Annotated in this window: 19 protein-coding genes; 7 read left to right on the plus strand and 12 right to left on the minus strand. The window is 65.9% G+C overall.

The genetic code is table 11. From position 1 onward, the window contains the following. The first annotated feature begins 3 nt into the window (after window positions 1-3). The 5 genes from DCO49_RS07475 to DCO49_RS07495 all read left to right on the plus strand — a co-directional run bounded on the left by DCO49_RS07475 (window position 4) and on the right by DCO49_RS07495 (window position 5,751). Window positions 4-1,305: an ABC transporter permease gene (locus DCO49_RS07475; RefSeq protein ID WP_116863496.1), complete on the plus strand. Its 1,302-nt coding sequence runs from the start codon at window positions 4-6 to the stop codon at window positions 1,303-1,305. A gap of 20 nt (window positions 1,306-1,325) precedes the next feature. Continuing rightward, window positions 1,326-2,543, plus strand: coding sequence for an FtsX-like permease family protein (locus DCO49_RS07480; protein ID WP_116863497.1), 1,218 nt, complete (start codon window positions 1,326-1,328; stop codon window positions 2,541-2,543). A gap of 1 nt (window position 2,544) precedes the next feature. Then, complete coding sequence (locus tag DCO49_RS07485) at window positions 2,545-2,943, plus strand: PDZ domain-containing protein (RefSeq protein ID WP_116863498.1); 399 nt, start codon at window positions 2,545-2,547, stop codon at window positions 2,941-2,943. Between the two features lie 103 nt (window positions 2,944-3,046). Beyond that, window positions 3,047-4,393, plus strand: a complete 1,347-nt coding sequence (locus tag DCO49_RS07490) for a sigma-54 dependent transcriptional regulator (RefSeq protein WP_116863499.1) — start codon at window positions 3,047-3,049, stop codon at window positions 4,391-4,393. After that, entirely contained in the window at window positions 4,390-5,751 is a 1,362-nt protein-coding gene (locus DCO49_RS07495) for a HAMP domain-containing sensor histidine kinase (protein WP_116863500.1), read from the plus strand. The genes DCO49_RS07490 and DCO49_RS07495 overlap by 4 nt, the downstream gene beginning before the upstream one ends. 92 nt (window positions 5,752-5,843) lie before the next feature. Here the strand turns inward: DCO49_RS07495 and glmU are convergent, their stop codons facing one another. Then, window positions 5,844-7,211 (minus strand): bifunctional UDP-N-acetylglucosamine diphosphorylase/glucosamine-1-phosphate N-acetyltransferase GlmU, encoded by a 1,368-nt coding sequence (glmU, locus tag DCO49_RS07500; RefSeq protein WP_116863501.1) that lies wholly within the window; start codon window positions 7,209-7,211, stop codon window positions 5,844-5,846. Window positions 7,212-7,293: 82 nt separating this feature from the next. On the opposite strand from glmU, the gene DCO49_RS07505 reads away from it, so the two are divergent. After that, the gene (locus DCO49_RS07505; protein WP_116863502.1) at window positions 7,294-7,680 is read left to right on the plus strand and encodes a GtrA family protein; all 387 of its coding nucleotides are present in this window, start codon (window positions 7,294-7,296) and stop codon (window positions 7,678-7,680) included. Window positions 7,681-7,737: 57 nt separating this feature from the next. Here the strand turns inward: DCO49_RS07505 and DCO49_RS07510 are convergent, their stop codons facing one another. The 9 genes from DCO49_RS07510 to DCO49_RS07550 all read right to left on the minus strand — a co-directional run bounded on the left by DCO49_RS07510 (window position 7,738) and on the right by DCO49_RS07550 (window position 14,798). After that, window positions 7,738-8,160: a F0F1 ATP synthase subunit epsilon gene (locus DCO49_RS07510; RefSeq protein WP_005411127.1), complete on the minus strand. Its 423-nt coding sequence runs from the start codon at window positions 8,158-8,160 to the stop codon at window positions 7,738-7,740. Between the two features lie 2 nt (window positions 8,161-8,162). Further along, window positions 8,163-9,569: a F0F1 ATP synthase subunit beta gene (gene atpD, locus DCO49_RS07515; protein ID WP_116863503.1), complete on the minus strand. Its 1,407-nt coding sequence runs from the start codon at window positions 9,567-9,569 to the stop codon at window positions 8,163-8,165. A 38-nt stretch (window positions 9,570-9,607) separates the two neighbouring features. After that, complete coding sequence (atpG, locus tag DCO49_RS07520; RefSeq protein ID WP_116863504.1) at window positions 9,608-10,471, minus strand: F0F1 ATP synthase subunit gamma; 864 nt, start codon at window positions 10,469-10,471, stop codon at window positions 9,608-9,610. 83 nt (window positions 10,472-10,554) lie between these two features. Continuing rightward, entirely contained in the window at window positions 10,555-12,102 is a 1,548-nt protein-coding gene (atpA, locus tag DCO49_RS07525; protein WP_079223558.1) for a F0F1 ATP synthase subunit alpha, read from the minus strand. A gap of 44 nt (window positions 12,103-12,146) precedes the next feature. Then, window positions 12,147-12,674 carry a F0F1 ATP synthase subunit delta gene (locus DCO49_RS07530; protein WP_079223560.1) on the minus strand — a complete coding sequence of 176 codons (528 nt, stop codon included), beginning with the start codon at window positions 12,672-12,674 and terminating at the stop codon, window positions 12,147-12,149. A 2-nt stretch (window positions 12,675-12,676) separates the two neighbouring features. After that, window positions 12,677-13,147, minus strand: coding sequence for a F0F1 ATP synthase subunit B (locus DCO49_RS07535; RefSeq protein WP_005419512.1), 471 nt, complete (start codon window positions 13,145-13,147; stop codon window positions 12,677-12,679). A 106-nt stretch (window positions 13,148-13,253) separates the two neighbouring features. Further along, complete coding sequence (gene atpE / locus DCO49_RS07540) at window positions 13,254-13,559, minus strand: F0F1 ATP synthase subunit C (protein WP_005411133.1); 306 nt, start codon at window positions 13,557-13,559, stop codon at window positions 13,254-13,256. Window positions 13,560-13,631: 72 nt separating this feature from the next. Next, a complete protein-coding gene (gene atpB, locus DCO49_RS07545) occupies window positions 13,632-14,432 on the minus strand; it encodes a F0F1 ATP synthase subunit A (protein ID WP_079223562.1) in 801 nt (266 codons plus the stop codon). A 30-nt stretch (window positions 14,433-14,462) separates the two neighbouring features. Next, window positions 14,463-14,798 (minus strand): hypothetical protein, encoded by a 336-nt coding sequence (locus DCO49_RS07550; protein WP_079223564.1) that lies wholly within the window; start codon window positions 14,796-14,798, stop codon window positions 14,463-14,465. Window positions 14,799-15,291: 493 nt separating this feature from the next. Between DCO49_RS07550 and DCO49_RS07555 the strand changes: the two genes are divergently transcribed. Further along, the gene (locus DCO49_RS07555) at window positions 15,292-16,110 is read left to right on the plus strand and encodes a hypothetical protein (RefSeq protein ID WP_116863505.1); all 819 of its coding nucleotides are present in this window, start codon (window positions 15,292-15,294) and stop codon (window positions 16,108-16,110) included. A gap of 161 nt (window positions 16,111-16,271) precedes the next feature. On the opposite strand, the gene lpdA is transcribed toward DCO49_RS07555, so the two are convergent. Then, window positions 16,272-18,080 (minus strand): dihydrolipoyl dehydrogenase, encoded by a 1,809-nt coding sequence (gene lpdA, locus DCO49_RS07560; protein ID WP_116863506.1) that lies wholly within the window; start codon window positions 18,078-18,080, stop codon window positions 16,272-16,274. A 106-nt stretch (window positions 18,081-18,186) separates the two neighbouring features. Then, the coding region (aceF, locus tag DCO49_RS07565; RefSeq protein ID WP_116863507.1) for a dihydrolipoyllysine-residue acetyltransferase at window positions 18,187-19,291 on the minus strand (1,105 nt) is incomplete at its 5' end.

Raw genomic sequence — 19,291 nt, forward strand, 5'->3', positions numbered from 1 at the left:
AACATGTTCGCCTACTACGCCCGACTGGCGGCGCGCAGCTTCCGCCGCAACAAGGTCCTGACCGCGCTGATGGTGGTTGCCATTGCGCTGGGCATCGGCGCCTCGATGACCACCCTGACCGTCTTCCACGTGCTCTCCGGCGATCCGATTCCGGACAAGAGCGACCGCCTGTTCTACGTGCAGCTCGACCCCGGCCCCCGCGGTGGCTACGTGCCCGGCGAGGAACCCAATTCGCAGATGACCCGCTTCGATGGCGAAGCCCTGCTGCGCGAAGCCAAGGCCGAGCGCCAGGCGCTGATGAGCGGCGGCGGCGGCACCATCGAGCCGGACGGCAGCACGCTGCAGCCGTTCTCGATCGATACGCGCTGGACCTCGGCTGATTTCTTCCCGATGTTCGACGTGCCGATGCAGTACGGCCGTGCCTGGACGCGCCAGGACGACGACCGCCGCGCCCGCGTGGTGGTCATCTCCAAGGCCCTGAACGACAAGCTGTACCAGGGCGGCAACAGCGTCGGCAAGGACATCCGCATGGATGGCCAGAGCTTCCGCATCGTCGGCGTGATGAAGGAATGGAATCCCGAACCGCAGTTCTTCGACCTCACCACCGGCAGCTTCGGCAAGGACGAGGATCTGCTGCTGCCGATGTCGACCTCGATGGACCTGAAGCTGGGCAGCAACGGCAACATGAACTGCTTCGGCGAAAACCCCGACGGCGACAGCTATTCGGTGAATGCCCCCTGCACCTGGCTGCAGTACTGGGCCGAGATGGAGCCGGGCAAGGCCGACGACTACCGTCGCTACCTGGAAAATTATTCCAGCCAGCAGCGCGAGGCCGGCCGCTTCGAGCGCCCGCCGAACGTGCGCCTGCGCAACGTGATGGAGTGGCTGGACTTCAACGGTGCGGTGCCCAGCGATGTGCGCCTGCAGCTGTGGCTGGCTCTGGGCTTCCTCGGTGTGTGCCTGGTCAACACCGTGGGCCTGCTGCTGGCCAAGTTCCTGCGCCGCAGCGGTGAGATCGGCGTGCGTCGCGCGCTCGGTGCCAGCCGTGGCCAGATCTTCCTGCAGTGCCTGGTGGAAGCCGGCGCGGTAGGCGTGGTCGGCGGCGTGCTCGGTATCGGCGTGGCCCTGCTCGGTCTGTTCGCCGTGCGCCAGCAGCCCGTGGACTACGCCAAGCTGGCCCACCTGGACGGCAGCATGCTGCTGCTGGCCATCGGCCTGACCCTGTTTGCCAGCCTTGCTGCCGGTTTCCTGCCCGCCTGGCGCGCGATGCAGGTCACCCCGGCCATCCAGCTCAAGTCGCAGTAAGTACCGGAACGAGGACTCCCATGGACATCCGCCCCATCCTCAGCACCCTGCGCCGGCACAAGACCGCTGCCGCACTGATCGTGCTGGAAGTCGCCCTGACCTGCGCCATCGTCTGCAACGCGCTGTTCCTGGTCAGCCAACGCGTGGAAAAGATCAGCATGCCCAGCGGCATCGCCGAGAACGAACTGGTGATGGTCCGCGTCAGCGGCATCGGCAAGCAGACCAACGGCATGGCCCGCACCCGCGAGGATCTGGCGTCGCTGCGCGCGATCCCCGGCGTCACCGGCGCCACCATCATCAACCAGGTGCCGTTCCGCAGCGGCTCGTCCAGCAGCAGCATCCAGCGCCAGCAGGACCAGGAGCGGCCGACCACCGAGGCATCGATGTACACGATGTCAGAGGACGGCATCCGCACGATGGGCATCAACGTGATCGCCGGGCGTGACTTCCTGCCCGACGAGTACATGGATTACGCCGTCGTCTCCAAGGCCGGCTCCAAGGACAAGGCAGTCCCGGTGATCTTCAGCCAGGCCACCGCCGCGAAGATGGAACCCGACGGCAGCGCGCTGGGCAAGACCTACTACATGGGCAAGCAGCAGTTGCATGTCGTCGGCATCGTCGACACCCTGACCACGCCCACCGGCTGGGACGACAACTGGAACGAGTCGATGCTGATGCCGCTGCGCCGCGGCTTCGACGAAGGCGGCACCTACATGCTGCGCACCGCTCCCGAGCGCCGCGATGAAGTGCTCAAGGCCGCCGTCGCTGCGCTGGAGCGCAACGATGCCAATCGCCTGATGCGCGACAAGAAGACCTACGAGGACCAGCGCAACGACTACTTCAAGAACGACCGCGCCATGGTCGGCCTGCTGGTGACGGTGTCCATCGCCCTGCTGGTGGTGACCGCACTGGGCATCATCGGCCTGGCCAGCTTCTGGGTGCAGCAGCGCAGCAAGCAGATCGGCATCCGCCGTGCGCTGGGTGCGACCCGCGGGCAGATCCTCCGCTACTTCCAGACCGAGAACTTCCTGCTGGCCACGCTGGGCATCGTGCTGGGCATGCTCGCCGCGTACGCGATCAACCTGGCGCTGATGAACATGTACGAGCTGCCGCGCATGCCGCTGCTGTACCTGCCGCTGGGTGCGGTGCTGCTGTGGGTGCTGGGCCAGGTGGCAGTGTTCGGCCCGGCCCGCCGCGCCGCCGCCGTGCCGCCGGCCGTTGCCACCCGGGGGGCGTGAGATGCGCGCCCTGGCCTTGGCAATTGCGCTGGCCCTGCCGCTGCCGGTACTGGCCGGCAGCAGCACGGTGCAGACGATGAACTGGCAGCAGGAGGGCGCGCGGCTGGCACTGCGCTCGAACGAGGGCCAGGTGCAGGTCGAGGCGGCCAGCCCCGAGGCGCGCTTCGGCGTGCGCCGGGGCGACCGCATCGTGCGCGTGGACGACACGCCGGTACGCCAGATCGACCAGCTTGCAGCTGCGGTGCGCCAGGCCGACGCAGCGGGCAAGGCGCAGGTCTTCCTGCTGCTGCTGCGCAACGGCAAGACCCTGAGTGTGCCGGTGGCCGTGGCCACCTGGAGGACCGTGCTGGTGCCACCGCCGGCGCCACCACCTCCCCCACCGCCGCCACCGCCGCGCTGACGTGCCCCGGTCCCTGCGGGGCCACGGGTTTGGCTATGCTTGATGGGTAGTGCTCGCCTCACGGCTCTCTCGGCGCTACCCATCCCTTTCCCAGAACGCTTCCATGCCCGCGATCCTGATCATCGACGACAACGCCAGCGTGGGCACCGCGCTGGACGTGCTGTTTTCCCTGCATGACATCGACACCCTGCAGGCGCAGAGCCCGGCCGACGGACTGGCGATGCTGGAAGCATACGCCGTCGACCTGGTCATCCAGGACATGAACTTCACCGAGGACACCACCTCGGGCGAAGAAGGCGAGGCCCTGTTCGCGCAGATCCGCGCGCGCCATCCCGACCTGCCGGTCATCCTGCTCACCGCCTGGACGCACCTGAGCAGCGCGGTGGACCTGGTCAAGGCCGGTGCCGCCGATTACCTGGCCAAGCCGTGGGATGACCGCAAGCTGCTGACCACGGTCAACAACCTGCTGGAACTGTCCGAAGCGCGTCGCGAGCTGGACCAGCGTCGCGCCCGCGAGGAGCGCCAGCGCAATGCGCTGGAAGAGAAATACGAGCTGTGCGGCGCGGTGTTCGCCGATCCCGCCAGCGAACGTGTCATCGCCCTGGCCTGCCAGGTCGCGCGTTCGGAACTGCCAGTACTGATCACTGGCCCCAATGGCGCCGGCAAGGAGAAGATCGCGCAGATCATCCAGGCCAATTCGCTGGTGGCCAAGGGCCCGTTCGTGGCGGTCAACTGCGGTGCCCTGCCCTCCGAACTGATCGAGGCCGAACTGTTCGGCGCCGAAGCCGGTGCCTACACCGGCGCCAACAAGGCGCGCGAGGGCAAGTTCGAAGCCGCCGACGGCGGCACGCTGTTCCTGGACGAGATCGGCAACCTGTCGCTGGGCGGGCAGATGAAACTGCTGCGCGTGCTGGAAACCGGCCGCTTCGAGCGCCTGGGCTCCAACCGCGAGCGCCAGGTCAAGGTCCGCGTGGTCAGCGCGACCAATGCCGACCTGCCGGCGATGATCCGCGACGGCAGCTTCCGCGAGGACCTCTATTACCGCCTCAACACGGTGGAACTGGTGCTGCCGCCGCTGGCGGAGCGACCGGGCGACATCGTGCCGCTGGCCGAGCGCTTCCTCAGCGCCGGCAAGCCGCTGTCCACCGCTGCTGCCACCGCACTGCAGCGGCATCCGTGGCCGGGCAACGTGCGCGAGCTGCGCAACGTGATCCAGCGTGCCGAGCTGCTGGCCAGCGGCAACCGCATCGAGGTGGCCGACCTCAACCTGCCGCGTGCAGCGGCCGCGCCGCGCCCGACCCCGAGCGCGGGCAACGATCCCGACCGTGCACGCATCGAGGACGTGCTGGCCCGCAACCACGGCGTCATCGCCCAGGCCGCGGCCGAGCTCGGCCTGAGCCGCCAGGCGCTGTACCGGCGCATGGACCGCCACGGCATTCCGCGCGAATGAAACGGCGCTCCTTCACCTTCCTCCTGTTCCTGCGCCTGCTGCCGGTGCTGGCGCTGGCCGCCGCGCTGCCGTGGCTGCTGGCCTATTGGATGAACCACGGCTGGTGGGTGACGGGGATCTCCTCGGTCGTGCTGCTGTCGCTGATGTGGTGGTCGCTGCGCCGCGCCACCGCGCCTGTGCGCTCGCTGATGCGCGCACTGGCCGGCACCACCAGCAGCTATCGCGATGGTGAGTTCAACTTCGGCGTGTACTGGCCGGGCAACGACGAACTGGGCGACCTGGTGGACGCACACCGCGAACTGGGCGACGTGCTGCGCGAGCAGCGCCAGGGCCTGGTGCAGCGCGAACTGCTGCTGGACACGATGGTGCAGAACACGCCGGTGGCGATGCTGCTGATCGCGGCCGGTGGCGATGGCATTTCCCGCGTGGTGTTTTCCAACCTGGCCGCACGCAAGCTGCTGCACGGGGGCTGGAAGCTGGAAGGCCAGCGCATGGAAGAGGTGCTCGAACAGCTGCCAGTGGAACTGCGCGATGCCATCGCACGCGGCGGTGACAGCCTGTTCGCGGTGCGCGCGGAGGTCGAGGAGGGCGTCGAGCCCGATGAGGACGACGAGCAGGTCTACCATCTGTCGCGGCGCGCGTTCCATCTGAACGGCCGCCCGCACGATCTGCTGCTGGTGCGCCAGCTGACCGCCGAACTGCGGCGGCAGGAAGTGCAGACCTGGAAGAAGGTGATCCGGGTGATCAGCCACGAACTGAACAACTCGCTGGCACCGATCGCCTCGCTGGCCCATTCCGGCGGCGAGCTGGTCAAGCGCGAACGCTTCGATCGCCTGCCGGAAATCTTCAGCACCATCGAAGACCGCGCACGCCACCTGGAAGGCTTCATCCGCGGCTATGCGCGCTTCGCCAAACTGCCGCAGCCGCAGCTGCAGACCGTGCACTGGGCACCGTTCCTGTCCAGCCTGCGCCAGCAGATTCCCTTCGGCATGGACCGCGAGCCGGACGAGACGCTGAGCAGCCGCATCGACATCGCCCAGTTCGGCCAGGCGCTGTTGAACCTGCTGAAGAACGCACACGAAGCCTGCGCCGAAGCGGAGCCGCCCAACGACGACGTGCAGGTGCAGCTGACGCGGCTGCCGCAGTGGCTGCGCCTGGACGTACTGGACAGGGGCAAGGGCATGAACGAGCAGGTGCTTCAGAACGCGCTGATGCCGTTCTATTCAACCAAGCGCAACGGCACCGGCCTGGGTCTGGCGCTGACCCGCGAGATCGTCGAGGCACACGGCGGCCGGGTTTCCCTGCAGAACCGCGGTGATGGCGGCTTGTGCGTGTCGATTCTGCTGCCGGTGGGTTGACCGGTTGGCCGCATCCACGCATGGCGTGGATCTACTGCAACGCCGCCAACCGTCCACCAAGGTAGCGCCGGGCCATGCCCGGCGGCCTCTCCTCAGCCCTTCTTCACCGGCCGCTTCCAGCCGTCGATCGTTTCCTGCCGCGCACGGGCCAAGGTCAGCTTGCCGTCCGGCGCATCGCGGGTGATGACCGAGCCCGCCGCGATGGTCGCGCCTTCGCCGATCGTCACCGGCGCCACCAGCGCACTGTTGGAACCGATGAAGGCCTTGTCGCCGATGGTCGTGGTCGACTTGTTCACCCCGTCGTAGTTGCAGGTGATGGTGCCGGCGCCGATGTTGACCTTGCTGCCGATCACTGCATCGCCCAGGTAGGTCAGGTGGTTGGCCTTGCTGCCCACGCCCAGGGTGACCTTCTTGGTTTCCACGAAGTTGCCCACGTGCACGCCGTCGGCCAGCACGGTGCCCGGGCGCAGGCGCGCGAACGGGCCGATCTGCGCGGCGCCCTCGGTCACCACGCCTTCCAGGTCACAGTGCGCGCGCACTTCGGTACCCGGTCCCAGGCGCACATCCTTCAAGCGGGTGAACGGCCCCACGGTCACGCCGTCGGCCAGCTCCACCCTGCCTTCCAGGATCACATTGACATCGATCAGCACGTCGCTGCCAACCGTGACCTCGCCGCGGATATCCAGTCGCGCCGGATCGAGCGCGCGCGCGCCCTGCGCGCACAGGGCACGCACCGCGCGGCGCTGCCATGCACGCTCCAGCTGCGACAACTGCCAGGGATCATTCGCGCCCTCGGCTTCCTGCGCGTCGGACACCAGGGCCATCTCTGCCGGGGTGTACTCGTGCGCGGCAAAGGCAAACACATCGGTCAGGTAGTACTCGCCCTGTGCGTTGCTGTTGGAGAGCTGCGACAGCCAGCGGCGCAGCGCGGTCGATTCGGCGGCAATGATGCCGGTATTGATGGTGCGCACCCGCAACTGGTCGTCGTTGGCGTCCTTCTGCTCGACGATCGAACCGACCCGGCCTTCGGCATCGCGCAGCACGCGGCCATAGCCGGTCGGGTCGTCGACCTCGGCCACCAGCACCGCAAGGCGGCCCGGCTGTGCCAGCAGGTGGCGCAGGGTGTCCGCGCGGATCAGCGGCACGTCGCCGTACAGCACCAGCACCTGCGCTGCATCCGGCACCTCCGGCATGGCCTGCGCCACTGCATGGCCGGTGCCCAGCTGCTGCGCCTGCTCGGCCCACAACAGATCGGCTTGGTCGGCAAAGCGCTGCCGCACGGCTTCACCGCCATGCCCGTACACCACATGGATGGCGGCGGGCTGCAGTTCGCGTGCCGCGGCGATCACATGGGCCAGCATCGGCTGGCCGGCAATAGGCTGCAGCACCTTCGGCAACACGGATTTCATGCGCTTGCCAGCGCCGGCGGCGAGGATGATGACGTGCAGGGCTTGAGTCATGGGGCAGCGGTCCGTGGTTCGTTGCCGGTGATTCTAGAGCGTCGGCCGTTAACATGGCGGCCTGCCCGCCTTGATTGCCGCCATGTGCCTGCTCCGCCAGGGAAGCGCCTACATCGTCATCGGCCTGCTGCAGCTGCTGCTGGACTGGCTGGTGTTTGTCGCCGTCACTGCGGCGGGCGTTCCGGTGGCCCCGGGCAACATCGCCGGGCGCGTGGCCGGCATGCTGCTGGGCTTCTGGTTGAACGGGCGGATCACCTTCGCCGATGCGCAGGGCCGGCAGCGTCTGGGCTGGCAGCGCTTCGCCCGCTTCCTGCCGGTGTGGCTGCTGCTGACCGTAGCCAGCACGCTGCTGGTGTCCGCCGCCCACCATGCGCTGGGCCTGCAGTACGCCTGGTTGGCCAAGCCATTGGTGGAAGCGGCGCTGGCCGCGGCGTCGTTCCTGCTGATGCGCTACGTGGTCTACCGCTGACGGCACAAACAAAAACGCCGGCACGAGGCCGGCGTTTCTGCGGGTGTGGCGCGAACCTCAGTGCTTGAGGGTCTTGCGCAGGCGCTCCAGCGCCTGCAGCTGTACCACGGCTTCAGCCAGCTTCTGCTGGGCTTCGGCCACTTCCATGGCTTCACCGCGGTTGGCCAGGATGCGCTCGGCTTCTTCCTTGGCCTTGCGGACCGAGGCTTCGTCAATGTCCTGCGCGCGGATCGCGGTGTCGGCCAGCACGGTCACCACCTGCGGCTGCACTTCCAGGATGCCGCCGGAAATGGCGAAATCCAGCTGCTCGCCGTTCGGCGTGGTCACCACGACCTTGCCCGGCTTCAGACGGGTGATCAGCGGTGCGTGCTTGGGCGCGATGCCCAGTTCGCCGAGCTCACCCGTAGCCACGACCAGAGTCGCTTCACCACGGAAGATTTCCTGCTCGGCGCTGACGATGTCGCAACGGATGGTGCTCATGATCAGGCCTTCTCAGCCATCTTCTTGGCCTTCTCGACCGCTTCTTCGATGCTGCCGACCATGTAGAACGCCTGCTCCGGCAGGTGGTCGTACTCGCCATCGACGATGGCCTTGAAGCCACGGATGGTGTCCTTCAGCGACACGTACTTGCCCGGCGAGCCGGTGAACACTTCGGCCACGTGGAACGGCTGGCTGAAGAAGCGCTCGATCTTGCGGGCGCGCGACACGGCCTGCTTGTCTTCTTCGGACAGTTCGTCCATGCCCAGGATGGCGATGATGTCCTTCAGTTCCTTGTACTTCTGCAGGGTCTGCTGGACGCGCTGGGCGGTGTCGTAATGCTCGTGGCCGATGACCAGCGGGTCCATCTGGCGGCTGGTGGAGTCCAGCGGATCGACGGCCGGGTAGATACCCAGCGAGGCGATCGAACGCGACAGGGTGACGGTCGAGTCCAGGTGGGCGAAGGTGGTCGCCGGCGACGGATCGGTCAAGTCATCCGCGGGAACGTAGACGGCCTGGATCGAGGTGATCGAACCGTTCTTGGTCGAGGTGATGCGTTCCTGCAGGACGCCCATTTCCTCGGCCAGGGTCGGCTGGTAACCCACGGCGGACGGCATACGACCCAGCAGTGCCGAGACTTCGGTACCGGCCAGGGTGTAGCGGTAGATGTTGTCGACGAACAGCAGGACGTCCTTGCCCTTGCCGTTTTCGTCCTTCTCGTCGCGGAAGTACTCGGCCATGGTCAGGCCAGTCAGGGCGACGCGCAGACGGTTGCCCGGCGGCTCGTTCATCTGGCCGTACACCATCGCCACCTTGTCGAGGACGTTGGAGTCCTTCATTTCGTGGTAGAAGTCGTTGCCCTCACGGGTACGCTCACCCACGCCGGCGAACACGGACAGACCGCTGTGCGCCTTGGCGATGTTGTTGATCAGTTCCATCATGTTGACGGTCTTGCCGACGCCGGCGCCGCCGAACAGGCCGACCTTGCCGCCCTTGGCGAACGGGCACATCAGGTCGATGACCTTGATGCCGGTTTCCAGCAGTTCGGTAGCCGGGGACTGGTCTTCGTACGACGGGGCCGCACGGTGGATTTCCCAGTTGTCGCTGGCGGCCACCGGGCCGGCTTCGTCGATCGGACGGCCCAGCACGTCCATGATGCGGCCCAGGGTGCCAGCGCCGACCGGCACCGAGATGCCGCGGTCGGTGTTGACGGCCACCAGGTTGCGCTTCAGGCCGTCGGTGGAACCGAGGGCGATGGTACGCACCACGCCGTCGCCCAGCTGCTGCTGGACTTCGAGGGTGATTTCGGTGTTTTCGACCTTCAGTGCGTCATACACCTTCGGCACCGACTCACGCGGGAATTCGACGTCGACGACCGCGCCGATGATCTGAACGATCTTGCCCTGACTCATTGCTGCATCCTCTAAATGTGTGCTTTGAACGAACGCGGTCAGACTGCTGCCGCGCCGCCGACGATTTCGGAGATTTCCTGGGTGATCGCTGCCTGGCGTGCCTTGTTGTAGACCAGCTGCAGCTCACCGATCAGCTTGTTGGCGTTGTCGCTCGCCGCCTTCATCGCGACCATGCGTGCAGCATGTTCGGAGGCGACGTTTTCCAGCAGTGCCTGGTACACCAGCGACTCGATGTAACGCGTCATCACGTGCTCGAGCACGGTCGCGGCATCGGGTTCGTACAGGTAGTCCCAGTCGTGGTGAGCGACCTGCTTCTCAGCCGGCGGCAGCGGCAGCAGCTGATCGAAGCTGGCCTTCTGCGTCATGGTGTTCACGAAGCGGTTGTAGACCAGGTACACGCGGTCGATCTTGCCTTCGGTGAAGGCGTCGAGCATGACCTTGATCACACCGATCAGCGATTCCAGCTTCGGCACGTCGCCGATGTGGGTCACGCTGCCGACCATGTTGACCTTCACGCGGCGGAAGAAGGTCGATGCCTTCTGGCCGATGGTCACCAGGTCCACTTCAGCACCCTTGTCCTGCCATGCCTTGGCTTCGCCCAGCATCTTGCGGAACAGGTTGTTGTTGAGGCCGCCAGCCAGGCCGCGATCGGAGGAGATCACGATGAACCCGACCCGCTTGACCTGCTCGCGCTCGACCAGGAACGGATGCTGGTAATCGGTGCTGGCCTGGGCCAGGTGGCCGATCACCTGCTTCATCGCCTGCGCGTACGGACGCGAGGTCTTCATCCGATCCTGCGCCTTGCGGATCTTGGAGGCCGAGACCATTTCCAGGGCGCGCGTCACCTTGCGGGTGTTCTGCACGCTCTTGATCTTGGTTTTGATTTCGCGTCCGCTTGCCATCTCTTGTTTCCCGTGGCGCGGGGCTGTTGCCCCGCGTTGTTCAACCGTTTGAGCGGGGCGAGCCCCGCTCTACGAGCGCTGGATTACCAGCTGCCGGTGGTCTTGAACTCGGCGATGCCCTTCTTGAAGGCACCTTCGATGTCGTTGTCCCAACCGCCGGTGGCGTTGACCTTGCCGATCAGCTCGCCCTGGGTGTTGGCGAAGTGGGCGTGCAGGCCCTCTTCGAAGGCCAGCAGCTTGTTGACCGGCACGTCGTCGAGGTAACCCTCGTTGACGGCGTAGATCGACAGTGCCTGGTTGGCGATCGACATCGGCGCGTACTGCTTCTGCTTCATCAGCTCGGTGACGCGCTGGCCACGCTCCAGCTGCTTGCGGGTCGCTTCGTCCAGGTCCGAGGCGAACTGCGCGAACGCAGCCAGTTCACGGTACTGGGCCAGCGAGATACGGATGCCGCCCGACAGCTTCTTGATGATCTTGGTTTGGGCCGAGCCACCGACGCGCGACACCGAGATACCGGCGTTCACGGCCGGGCGGATGCCGGCGTTGAACAGGTCGGTTTCCAGGAAGATCTGGCCGTCGGTGATCGAGATCACGTTGGTCGGAACGAAGGCGGACACGTCGCCAGCCTGGGTTTCGATGATCGGCAGCGCGGTCAGCGAACCGGTCTTGCCGGTGACCTTGCCTTCGGTGAACTTCTCGACGTACTCCTCGGACACGCGGGCAGCGCGCTCGAGCAGACGGGAGTGCAGGTAGAACACGTCACCCGGGTAGGCTTCGCGGCCCGGCGGGCGCTTCAGCAGCAGCGAGATCTGGCGGTAGGCCACGGCCTGCTTGGACAGGTCGTCGTACACGATCAGCGCGTCTTCGCCGCGGTCCATGAAGTACTCACCCATGGTGCAGCCCGAGTAGGCGCTGATGTACTGCATGGCAGCCGATTCGGAAGCGGTCGCGGCAACCACGACGGTGTGGGCCAGGGCGCCGTTCTCTTCCAGCTTGCGCACGATGTTGGCGATGGTCGAAGCCTTCTGGCCGATCGCAACGTACACGCACTTGATGCCGGTGCCCTTCTGGTTGATCACCGCATCGATGGCCATCGCGGTCTTGCCGGTCTGGCGGTCGCCGATGATCAGCTCGCGCTGGCCACGGCCGATCGGGATCATCGAGTCGACCGACTTGTAACCGGTCTGCACCGGCTGGTCGACCGACTTGCGCCAGATCACGCCCGGAGCAACGCGCTCCACCGGAGCGGTCAGGTCGGTGCCCAGCGGGCCCTTGCCGTCGATCGGCTCGCCCAGCGCGTTCACGACGCGGCCCAGCAGTTCCGGACCAACCGGCACTTCCAGGATGCGGCCGGTGGTCTTGGCGACGTCGCCTTCGCGCAGGTGCTCGTAGTCACCCAGGACCACGGCGCCGACCGAGTCGCGCTCCAGGTTCAGGGCCAGGGCGAAGGTGTTGTTCGGCAGTTCGATCATTTCGCCCTGCATCACGTCGGCCAGACCGAAGATGCGCACGATACCGTCGGACACGCTGGTCACGGTGCCTTCGTTGCGCGATTCCGCGGCCAGCTTGACCTTCTCGATGCGGTTCTTGATCAGTTCGCTGATTTCGGAGGGGTTGAGCGTGGTTGCCATCGTCAAGTCCTAGTGCCGGCAGCGGGGCCGGACGTTAAATGAATTCAGTTAGCGAGCGCGGTCTGCAGACGGGCCAGCTTGCCCTTCAGCGAACCATCGATGACCACGTCGCCGGCGTCGATGACGGCGCCGCCGATCAGCGAGGCATCGACCGCAGTGGTCACGTCGACCTCGCGGTTGAAGCGCTTGCGCAGCGCGACCTTGATCGCGTCCAGCTCACCGGCCGACAGTTCGGCCGCCGAGGTCACCGTGGCCTTGACCACGTGCTCGGCTTCGGCGCGCAGGGCGTCGAACATGCCAGCGATTTCCGGCAGCAGCGGCAGACGATGCGATTCGGCCAGCACGGCGAGGAAACGCGAGTAGGTCTCACCGTGGGTTTCCGGTGCCAGCAGTGCGACGGCTTCGTCGCGACCCAGCTCCGGGTTGGCGAGCAGGGCCGCCACGCGCGGGTCGGCGGCGACGTGGGCGGAGAACGCCAGGGCGTCCGACCACGGCGCGAACGTGCCTTCGTCACGCGCGGTCGCGAAGGCGGCGCGGGCGTACGGGCGGGCAAGCGTGAGGGCCTGGCTCATCCTTAGATCTCCGAGGCCAGCTCGTCGAGCAGCGCCTTGTGGGCGTTGGCGTCGATTTCGCGCTTGAGCAGCTTTTCGGCACCGGTCACGGCCAGCGCGGACACCTGCTTGCGCAGATCTTCACGGGCACGATTGGCGGCGGCGTCGATCTCAGCCTGGGCCAGTTCCTTCTGACGGGTGGCTTCGGTGATCGCTTCGTTACGGGCAGCATCAACGATCTGGTTGGCGCGCGCGTGGGCCTGGTCGATGATCTCGTTGGCCTTGGTGCGTGCTTCTTTCAGCGCTTCGTTGACCTTCTCCTGCGCCTGGGCCAGATCTTTCTGGCTGCGGTCGGCAGCAGCGAGGCCTTCAGCGATCTTCTGCTGGCGCTCTTCGATCGCGTTCATCAGCGGCGGCCAGATCTTGGTCGCGATGATCCAGATCAGACCAGCGAAGGCGAGCGCCTGCGCAAGAAGGGTGAAATTGATATTCATGGTTAGCTCGATCGCTGGTTTCGGGGTGGATGCGCCGCCGAAGCAGCGCATCCGGCCTTCATCCGAAACCGGGTGCATCAGCACCCGGTCGTCTCAAACCGCTGTATCAGCCGGCCAGAGCCTTGGTGACGGCGCCAGCGAAGGCAGCCGACAGCGGGTTGGCGAAGGCCAGCAGCAGGCCGACGGCGACCGAGATGATGAACGCGGCGTCGATCAGGCCCGCGGTGATGAACATGCGGACCTGCAGGACCGGGATCAGTTCCGGCTGGCGGGCGGCCGACTCCAGGAACTTACCAGCCATGATGGCCAGACCCAGGCCAGCGCCCAGCGCGGCCAGGCCGATCATGATGCCGACGGCAAGGGCGGTGGAGCTCTGAATCTGCGCGAAGTTGGTCAGGACGGCGAAGTACATGGTTATCTCCAGGAACTAAGTTGCTAAGGGTGATGAAACGGATGAAGGTGAAACTGGTTGAAGCTTGGAACTTTAGTGAGCGTCTTCCGACAGGCTCAGGTACACGATCGACAGCATCATGAAGATGAAGGCCTGCAGCGGGATCACCAGCAGGTGGAACAGCATCCAGCCCAGACCGAATGCACCACCGGCAATGGCACCGAAGAAACCGGCACCACCCAGCACCCAGATCAGCAGGAACACGATTTCGCCGCCGAACATGTTGCCGAACAGTCGCATCGCCAGGGAGATCGGCTTGCTCAGCCACTCGACGATGTTGAGGATCAGGTTGAACGGCATCATCCACTTGCCGAACGGCGCCGTCAGGAATTCCTTGATGAAGCCCAGCAGGCCCTTCGACTTCAGCGCGAAGAACAGCATCAGGAAGAACACGCTGAAGGCCATGCCCAGGGTGGCGTTGACGTCAGCGGTCGGCACCGGCTTCCAGTAGTGGACACCGGCCATTTCCAGCGGCTTGGCGATGAAATCGGCCGGGATCATCTTCAGCAGATTCATCAGCAGAATCCAGAAGAAGATGGTGATGGCGATCGGCGTGACCAGCTTGCTCTTGCCGTGGTAGGTGTCCTTGGCCTGGCGGTCAACGAACTCCAGGCAGATTTCCACGAAGGCCTGCCACTTGCCCGGCACGCCGGCGGTAGCCTTGCGGGTACCCATCCAGAACGCGACCACGATCACCAGGCCCATCAGGACGGCGGTGAGGAAGGTATCGACGTGGATGTGCCAGAACATCCCTTCGCCGTTGCCGACCGGTGCGGTCAGGTTCTGCAGGTGATGCTGGATGTAGCTGGTAGGGGTTAGAGCCTCGCCCGCCATGTGTCCGGAACCTTAGTTAATTGAATTCTGTCAACGCCTGGCCAGAGCCAGGACCTGGAACATCAAACCGACGGCGATACCGGCCAACAGCGCCAGTGCAGGCAGCTTGAAGACCAGGAAACCCGCCAGCAGGACGCCGAAAACGACTGCCCACTTCGCAACGACCGCAATGATCAGACGCGCCATCGCCGAACCTGCTGCAACTGCGCCCCCGCTCAGCGCCATCCGTGCCGCGACCCAGCCCCCGGCCGAGACCGCCACGCCGGACAGCAGCGCACCCAGTGCGGCCTTCTGCCCCGCCAGCAGCAGGAATGCCAGGGCCAGGACAGCCACTGCGACCAGCGGATAGACCGCGGCGCGCAGCATCAGTCGCCGACCCGCTTCAACGGAGTTCAGCACAGGATGTCCCACATGGTTCTTGTGAAGGGCGGAGGCCGTTACAACGTGTGTGCCTCATCGAGCCGCCAAATTATAGCAATGGGACAATTTGTGAGACAACCGCTGCCTGTTCATCCACGGAGCCGCAAGTTGCCGAATCGGCAGGATTTTTACGGCCCGCAGGGGGGACAATAGCGTCCGCGCCATGTTGCGACGCAGCGTATTCAACTTTGGTCGCAGGCCACGGAACTTTCCCATTCGCCGCCTGTCCTACCTTTCGACCTGCCCGCAGCAACCTCGTCGACGCTTCGCCCCGCAGGTCCCAGGATGGCCCCGTAGTCCGCTCCGGGGCCATCTTCTTTGCAGCGTCATGACGGCGCTGAACCGTCTACACGGCGTGGACCATACGTTCACGTAGGGTGGACGCTCACGTCCGGCACAGTGGCCTTCATTCCGAATTAACCACTGCAAGGACTCTGCGATGCGCTCCGTACCCACCCTGCTCGCCCTCTCGCTGCTCGCCGCCGGCGCCTCGTTCGCCACTGCCGCCCATGCTGCCGAGGGCGATCCGCGCTTCACGCTGCGCGTGGGTGCCATGAACATCGAGAACGACAACACCATCCGCGGCAACACCACCGTTGCCGGCCAGGATGTCAACGTCAGCGAAGACTTCAAGATGGGCGGCAAGGAATGGGAGCCGCGTATCGACGGCGTGTTCCGCTTCAGCGACCGTCAGCGCCTGATCTTCGACTACTTCAAGTGGGACAAGGACCGCCGCGAAACCCTGGATGATGGCATCGCCTTCGGCCAGATCAACGTGCCGGAAGGCAGCTTCGTCAAGGCCGAGTTGAAGTACCAGGTCGCCAGCCTGGTGTACGACTACTCGGTGGTGGATACCGAAAAGTTCGACATGGGCCTGCAGCTTGGCGCCGAGTGGGCGAAAGTCAGCGCCAAGGGCTTTGCCGACCTCGGCAATGTGTACAGCGGCCGCTTCCTGGACGAGAGCGAGAGCGGCGTGGCCCCGGTGGTCGGCGCCCGCCTCAGCTTCACCCCGGCAGACCGCTGGCTGATCAACATCCAGGGCCAGTACCTGAACACCAAGTGGGGCAGCTTCGACGACTACGACGGCGACCTGAGCCGCGCCAACGCCATCGTCGAATACCGCTTCACCGAGACCTTCGGCGTATTCGCCGGCTATGACTGGTTCAAGCTGGACGTGGACCAGAAGGGCAGCGACGGCGTGATCGGCCTGAAGCAGGAATTCAAGGGCCCGGTGGCCGGCATCAGCATGACCTTCTGATCGAGCGTCACACGATCTCTCCAACGCGGCGCCCGGGCAACCGGCGCCGCGTTTTTCTTTGCCTGGGCAGTAAAGTCGACCGTTGGTCGACCATCGCGCGCAGCGCGGGCAACAAAAAACCCGGCTTTCGCCGGGTTTTTCGTATGGAGCGCGAGGGAGCGTTACTTCTTCTTCGGCATGTACAGATCAGTGATCGTGCCGTCGTAGATTTCCGAGGCCATCGCCACCGATTCGCTCAGCGTCGGGTGCGCATGGATGGTGTGGCCGATGTCTTCGGCTTCAGCACCCATCTCGATGGCCAGGCCGATCTCGGCCAGCAGATCACCGGCGTGCACGCCGACGATGGCACCACCGATGATGCGGTGGGTCTCTTCGTCGAAGATCAGCTTGGTGAAGCCTTCGGTACGGCCGATGCCGATCGCGCGGCCGCTGGCGGCCCACGGGAACTTGGCCACGCCGACCTTCAGGCCCTTGGCCTTGGCTTCGGTCTCGGTGACGCCAACCCAGGCGATTTCCGGGTTGGTGTAGGCCACCGACGGAATCACGCGGGCGACCCATTCCTTCTTGTGGCCGGCAGCCACTTCGGCAGCCAGCTTGCCTTCGTGCGTGGCCTTGTGGGCCAGCATCGGGTTACCGACGATGTCGCCGATGGCGAAGATGTGCGGCACGTTGGTGCGCATCTGGCGGTCGACCGGGATGAAGCCGCGGTCGGTGACCTGCACGCCCGCCTTATCGGCATCGATCTTCCTGCCGTTCGGCGAGCGGCCCACGGCCACCAGCACGCGGTCGAAGGTGCCCTGCGCCAGGGCCGGCGTCTGGCCTTCCTCGGCAGCTTCGAAGGTCACGATGATGCCCTTGGCATCGGCGGTGACGCCCGAAGCCTTGGTCTTCAGGTGGACGTCGATGCCCTGCTTCTTCAGGCGGTCGGCCAGCGGCTTGACCAGGTCCTTGTCGGCGCCCGGCATCAGCTGGTCCATGAACTCGACCACGGTGACCTTGCTGCCCAGCGCGCCATACACGGTGGCCATTTCCAGGCCGATGATGCCGCCGCCGACGACCAGCAGCGAGCCCGGCACTTCGGCCAGCTCCAGCGCGTCGGTGGAATCCATCACGCGCTTGTCGTCCCACGGGAAGTTCGGCAGCTTCACCGCCTGCGAACCGGCGGCGATGATGCACTTCTGGAAGCGCAGCAGCTGGGTGCTGCCGTCAGCGGCGGTGATTTCCAGTTCGTTGGCCGAAACAAACTTGCCGACGCCCTGCACGCTGCGGACCTTGCGCTGCTTGGCCATGCCGGCCAGGCCCTTGGTCAGCTGGCTGACGACCTTTTCCTTGTACTGGCGCAGCTTGTCCAGGGTGATGGTCGGCTTGCCGAATTCGACGCCGAAATCACCTGCATGGGCCACTTCGTCGATGACCGCTGCGGCGTGCAGCAGGGCCTTGGACGGAATGCAGCCCACGTTGAGGCAGACGCCGCCGAGGCTGGCGTAACGCTCGACCAGCACGGTGTCCAGGCCGACGTCGGCGGCGCGGAAGGCGGCGGTGTAGCCGCCCGGGCCCGAGCCCAGCACGACCATTTCGCATTCGATGTCGGCCGGCTTGCCGCTGGACAGCGCCGGCTTCGGTGCCGCCGGCTCGGCCGGGGCGCGGTGCGACGGGGTCACCGGCGGCTTGCTGGCCGGGGCGGCTGCCGCCGGGGCCGGCGCAGCGGCCTTGGCCGGGGCTTCGGCGGCACCTTCAGCGTCCAGCACCACGACCACGGCGCCTTCGGAGAGGGTGTCACCCAGCTTGACCTTGATTTCCTTGACCACGCCGGCGGCCGAGGACGGCACTTCCAGGGTGGCCTTGTCCGACTCCAGGGTCACGAGGCCCTGGTCCTTCTTCACCGTGTCGCCGACGGCGACCAACACTTCGATCACCGGCACATCGCTGTAATCGCCGATGTCGGGAACCTTGACTTCAATCGTGGCCATGGTGGTTTTCCTCGTGCCCGGCCGGCGTGGCCGGCGGGCTGTCACTGCATCTGTTCACGCGGCCGCGCCAGGGGCAGCGGCCGCACGGTGGGGGCGAAGCGGTGCCTTACAGCAGCACGCGGCGCATGTCGGCCAGTACCTGCGACAGGTACGTGGTGAAGCGTGCGGCCAGGGCGCCATCGATGACGCGGTGGTCGTAGCTCAGCGACAGCGGCAGCATCAGCTTCGGCGCGAATTCCTTGCCGTTCCAGACCGGCTGGATGGCCGACTTGGAGACGCCGAGGATGGCCACTTCCGGTGCATTGACGATCGGGGTGAACGCGGTGCCACCGATGCCGCCCAGCGAGCTGATCGAGAAGCAGCCGCCGCTCATGTCGGCCGGGCCCAGCTTGCCGTCGCGTGCCTTCTTGGCCAGTTCGCCGGTTTCCTGCGCGATCTGCACCACGCCCTTCTTGTCCACGTCGCGGATGACCGGCACGACCAGGCCGTTCGGCGTATCGGCGGCGAAGCCGATGTGGAAATACTTCTTCAGGGTCAGGTTTTCACCGCTGGCATCGAGCGAGGCGTTGAATTCCGGGAACTTCTTCAGCGCCGCGGCGCTGGCCTTGATCAGGAAGGCGAGCATGGTCAGCTTGATGCCGGCCTTCTCGTTTTCCTTGTTCAGCGCCACGCGCAGGCCTTCCAGATCGGTGATGTCGGCCTGTTCGAACTGGGTGACGTGCGGGATCATCGCCCAGTTGCGGGCCAGATTCGCACCGGAAATCTTCTTGATGCGCGACAGCGGCTGCACTTCGGTCTCGCCGAACTTGCTGAAGTCGACCTTCGGCCACGGCAGCAGGTTCAGGCCACCACCGGCGGTGACGGCTGCACCCGCTGCGGCCGGCACGCCACCGCTGAGCGCGGCCTTGACGAACTTCTGCACGTCACCCTTGGTGATGCGGCCGCCCTTCTCGGTGCCGCTGATCTGCAGCAGGTCCACGCCCAGCTCGCGGGCGAACACGCGCACGGCCGGGGTGGCATAGGGCACCTTGGCCGGCAGCACGCCATCGGCGTTGAACTGCACCGGCGGGCTGGACGGGGCGCCGGCGGAGGCGATCTCGCGGGCGGCGAGCTTGTCCGGCTGCGCCGGAACGGCGACCGGCTCGACCTTGGTGGCGGTCTCGGCAGCGGCCGGGGCGGCGGCAGCGGCGGCCTTGCTCGGGGCCGGCGCG

Source organism: Stenotrophomonas sp. SPM (assembly GCF_003105135.1).
Lineage (GTDB): Bacteria > Pseudomonadota > Gammaproteobacteria > Xanthomonadales > Xanthomonadaceae > Stenotrophomonas.

Coding starts and splice junctions, on each gene's coding strand:
- DCO49_RS07475 (WP_116863496.1), top strand. CDS start 4: ATGTTCGCCTACTACGCCCGACTGGCGGCGCGCAGCTTCCGCCGCAAC.
- DCO49_RS07480 (WP_116863497.1), top strand. CDS start 1,326: ATGGACATCCGCCCCATCCTCAGCACCCTGCGCCGGCACAAGACCGCT.
- DCO49_RS07485 (WP_116863498.1), top strand. CDS start 2,545: ATGCGCGCCCTGGCCTTGGCAATTGCGCTGGCCCTGCCGCTGCCGGTA.
- DCO49_RS07490 (WP_116863499.1), top strand. CDS start 3,047: ATGCCCGCGATCCTGATCATCGACGACAACGCCAGCGTGGGCACCGCG.
- DCO49_RS07495 (WP_116863500.1), top strand. CDS start 4,390: ATGAAACGGCGCTCCTTCACCTTCCTCCTGTTCCTGCGCCTGCTGCCG.
- glmU (WP_116863501.1), bottom strand. CDS start 7,211: ATGACTCAAGCCCTGCACGTCATCATCCTCGCCGCCGGCGCTGGCAAG.
- DCO49_RS07505 (WP_116863502.1), top strand. CDS start 7,294: ATGTGCCTGCTCCGCCAGGGAAGCGCCTACATCGTCATCGGCCTGCTG.
- DCO49_RS07510 (WP_005411127.1), bottom strand. CDS start 8,160: ATGAGCACCATCCGTTGCGACATCGTCAGCGCCGAGCAGGAAATCTTC.
- atpD (WP_116863503.1), bottom strand. CDS start 9,569: ATGAGTCAGGGCAAGATCGTTCAGATCATCGGCGCGGTCGTCGACGTC.
- atpG (WP_116863504.1), bottom strand. CDS start 10,471: ATGGCAAGCGGACGCGAAATCAAAACCAAGATCAAGAGCGTGCAGAAC.
- atpA (WP_079223558.1), bottom strand. CDS start 12,102: ATGGCAACCACGCTCAACCCCTCCGAAATCAGCGAACTGATCAAGAAC.
- DCO49_RS07530 (WP_079223560.1), bottom strand. CDS start 12,674: ATGAGCCAGGCCCTCACGCTTGCCCGCCCGTACGCCCGCGCCGCCTTC.
- DCO49_RS07535 (WP_005419512.1), bottom strand. CDS start 13,147: ATGAATATCAATTTCACCCTTCTTGCGCAGGCGCTCGCCTTCGCTGGT.
- atpE (WP_005411133.1), bottom strand. CDS start 13,559: ATGTACTTCGCCGTCCTGACCAACTTCGCGCAGATTCAGAGCTCCACC.
- atpB (WP_079223562.1), bottom strand. CDS start 14,432: ATGGCGGGCGAGGCTCTAACCCCTACCAGCTACATCCAGCATCACCTG.
- DCO49_RS07550 (WP_079223564.1), bottom strand. CDS start 14,798: ATGCTGCGCGCCGCGGTCTATCCGCTGGTCGCAGTGGCTGTCCTGGCC.
- DCO49_RS07555 (WP_116863505.1), top strand. CDS start 15,292: ATGCGCTCCGTACCCACCCTGCTCGCCCTCTCGCTGCTCGCCGCCGGC.
- lpdA (WP_116863506.1), bottom strand. CDS start 18,080: ATGGCCACGATTGAAGTCAAGGTTCCCGACATCGGCGATTACAGCGAT.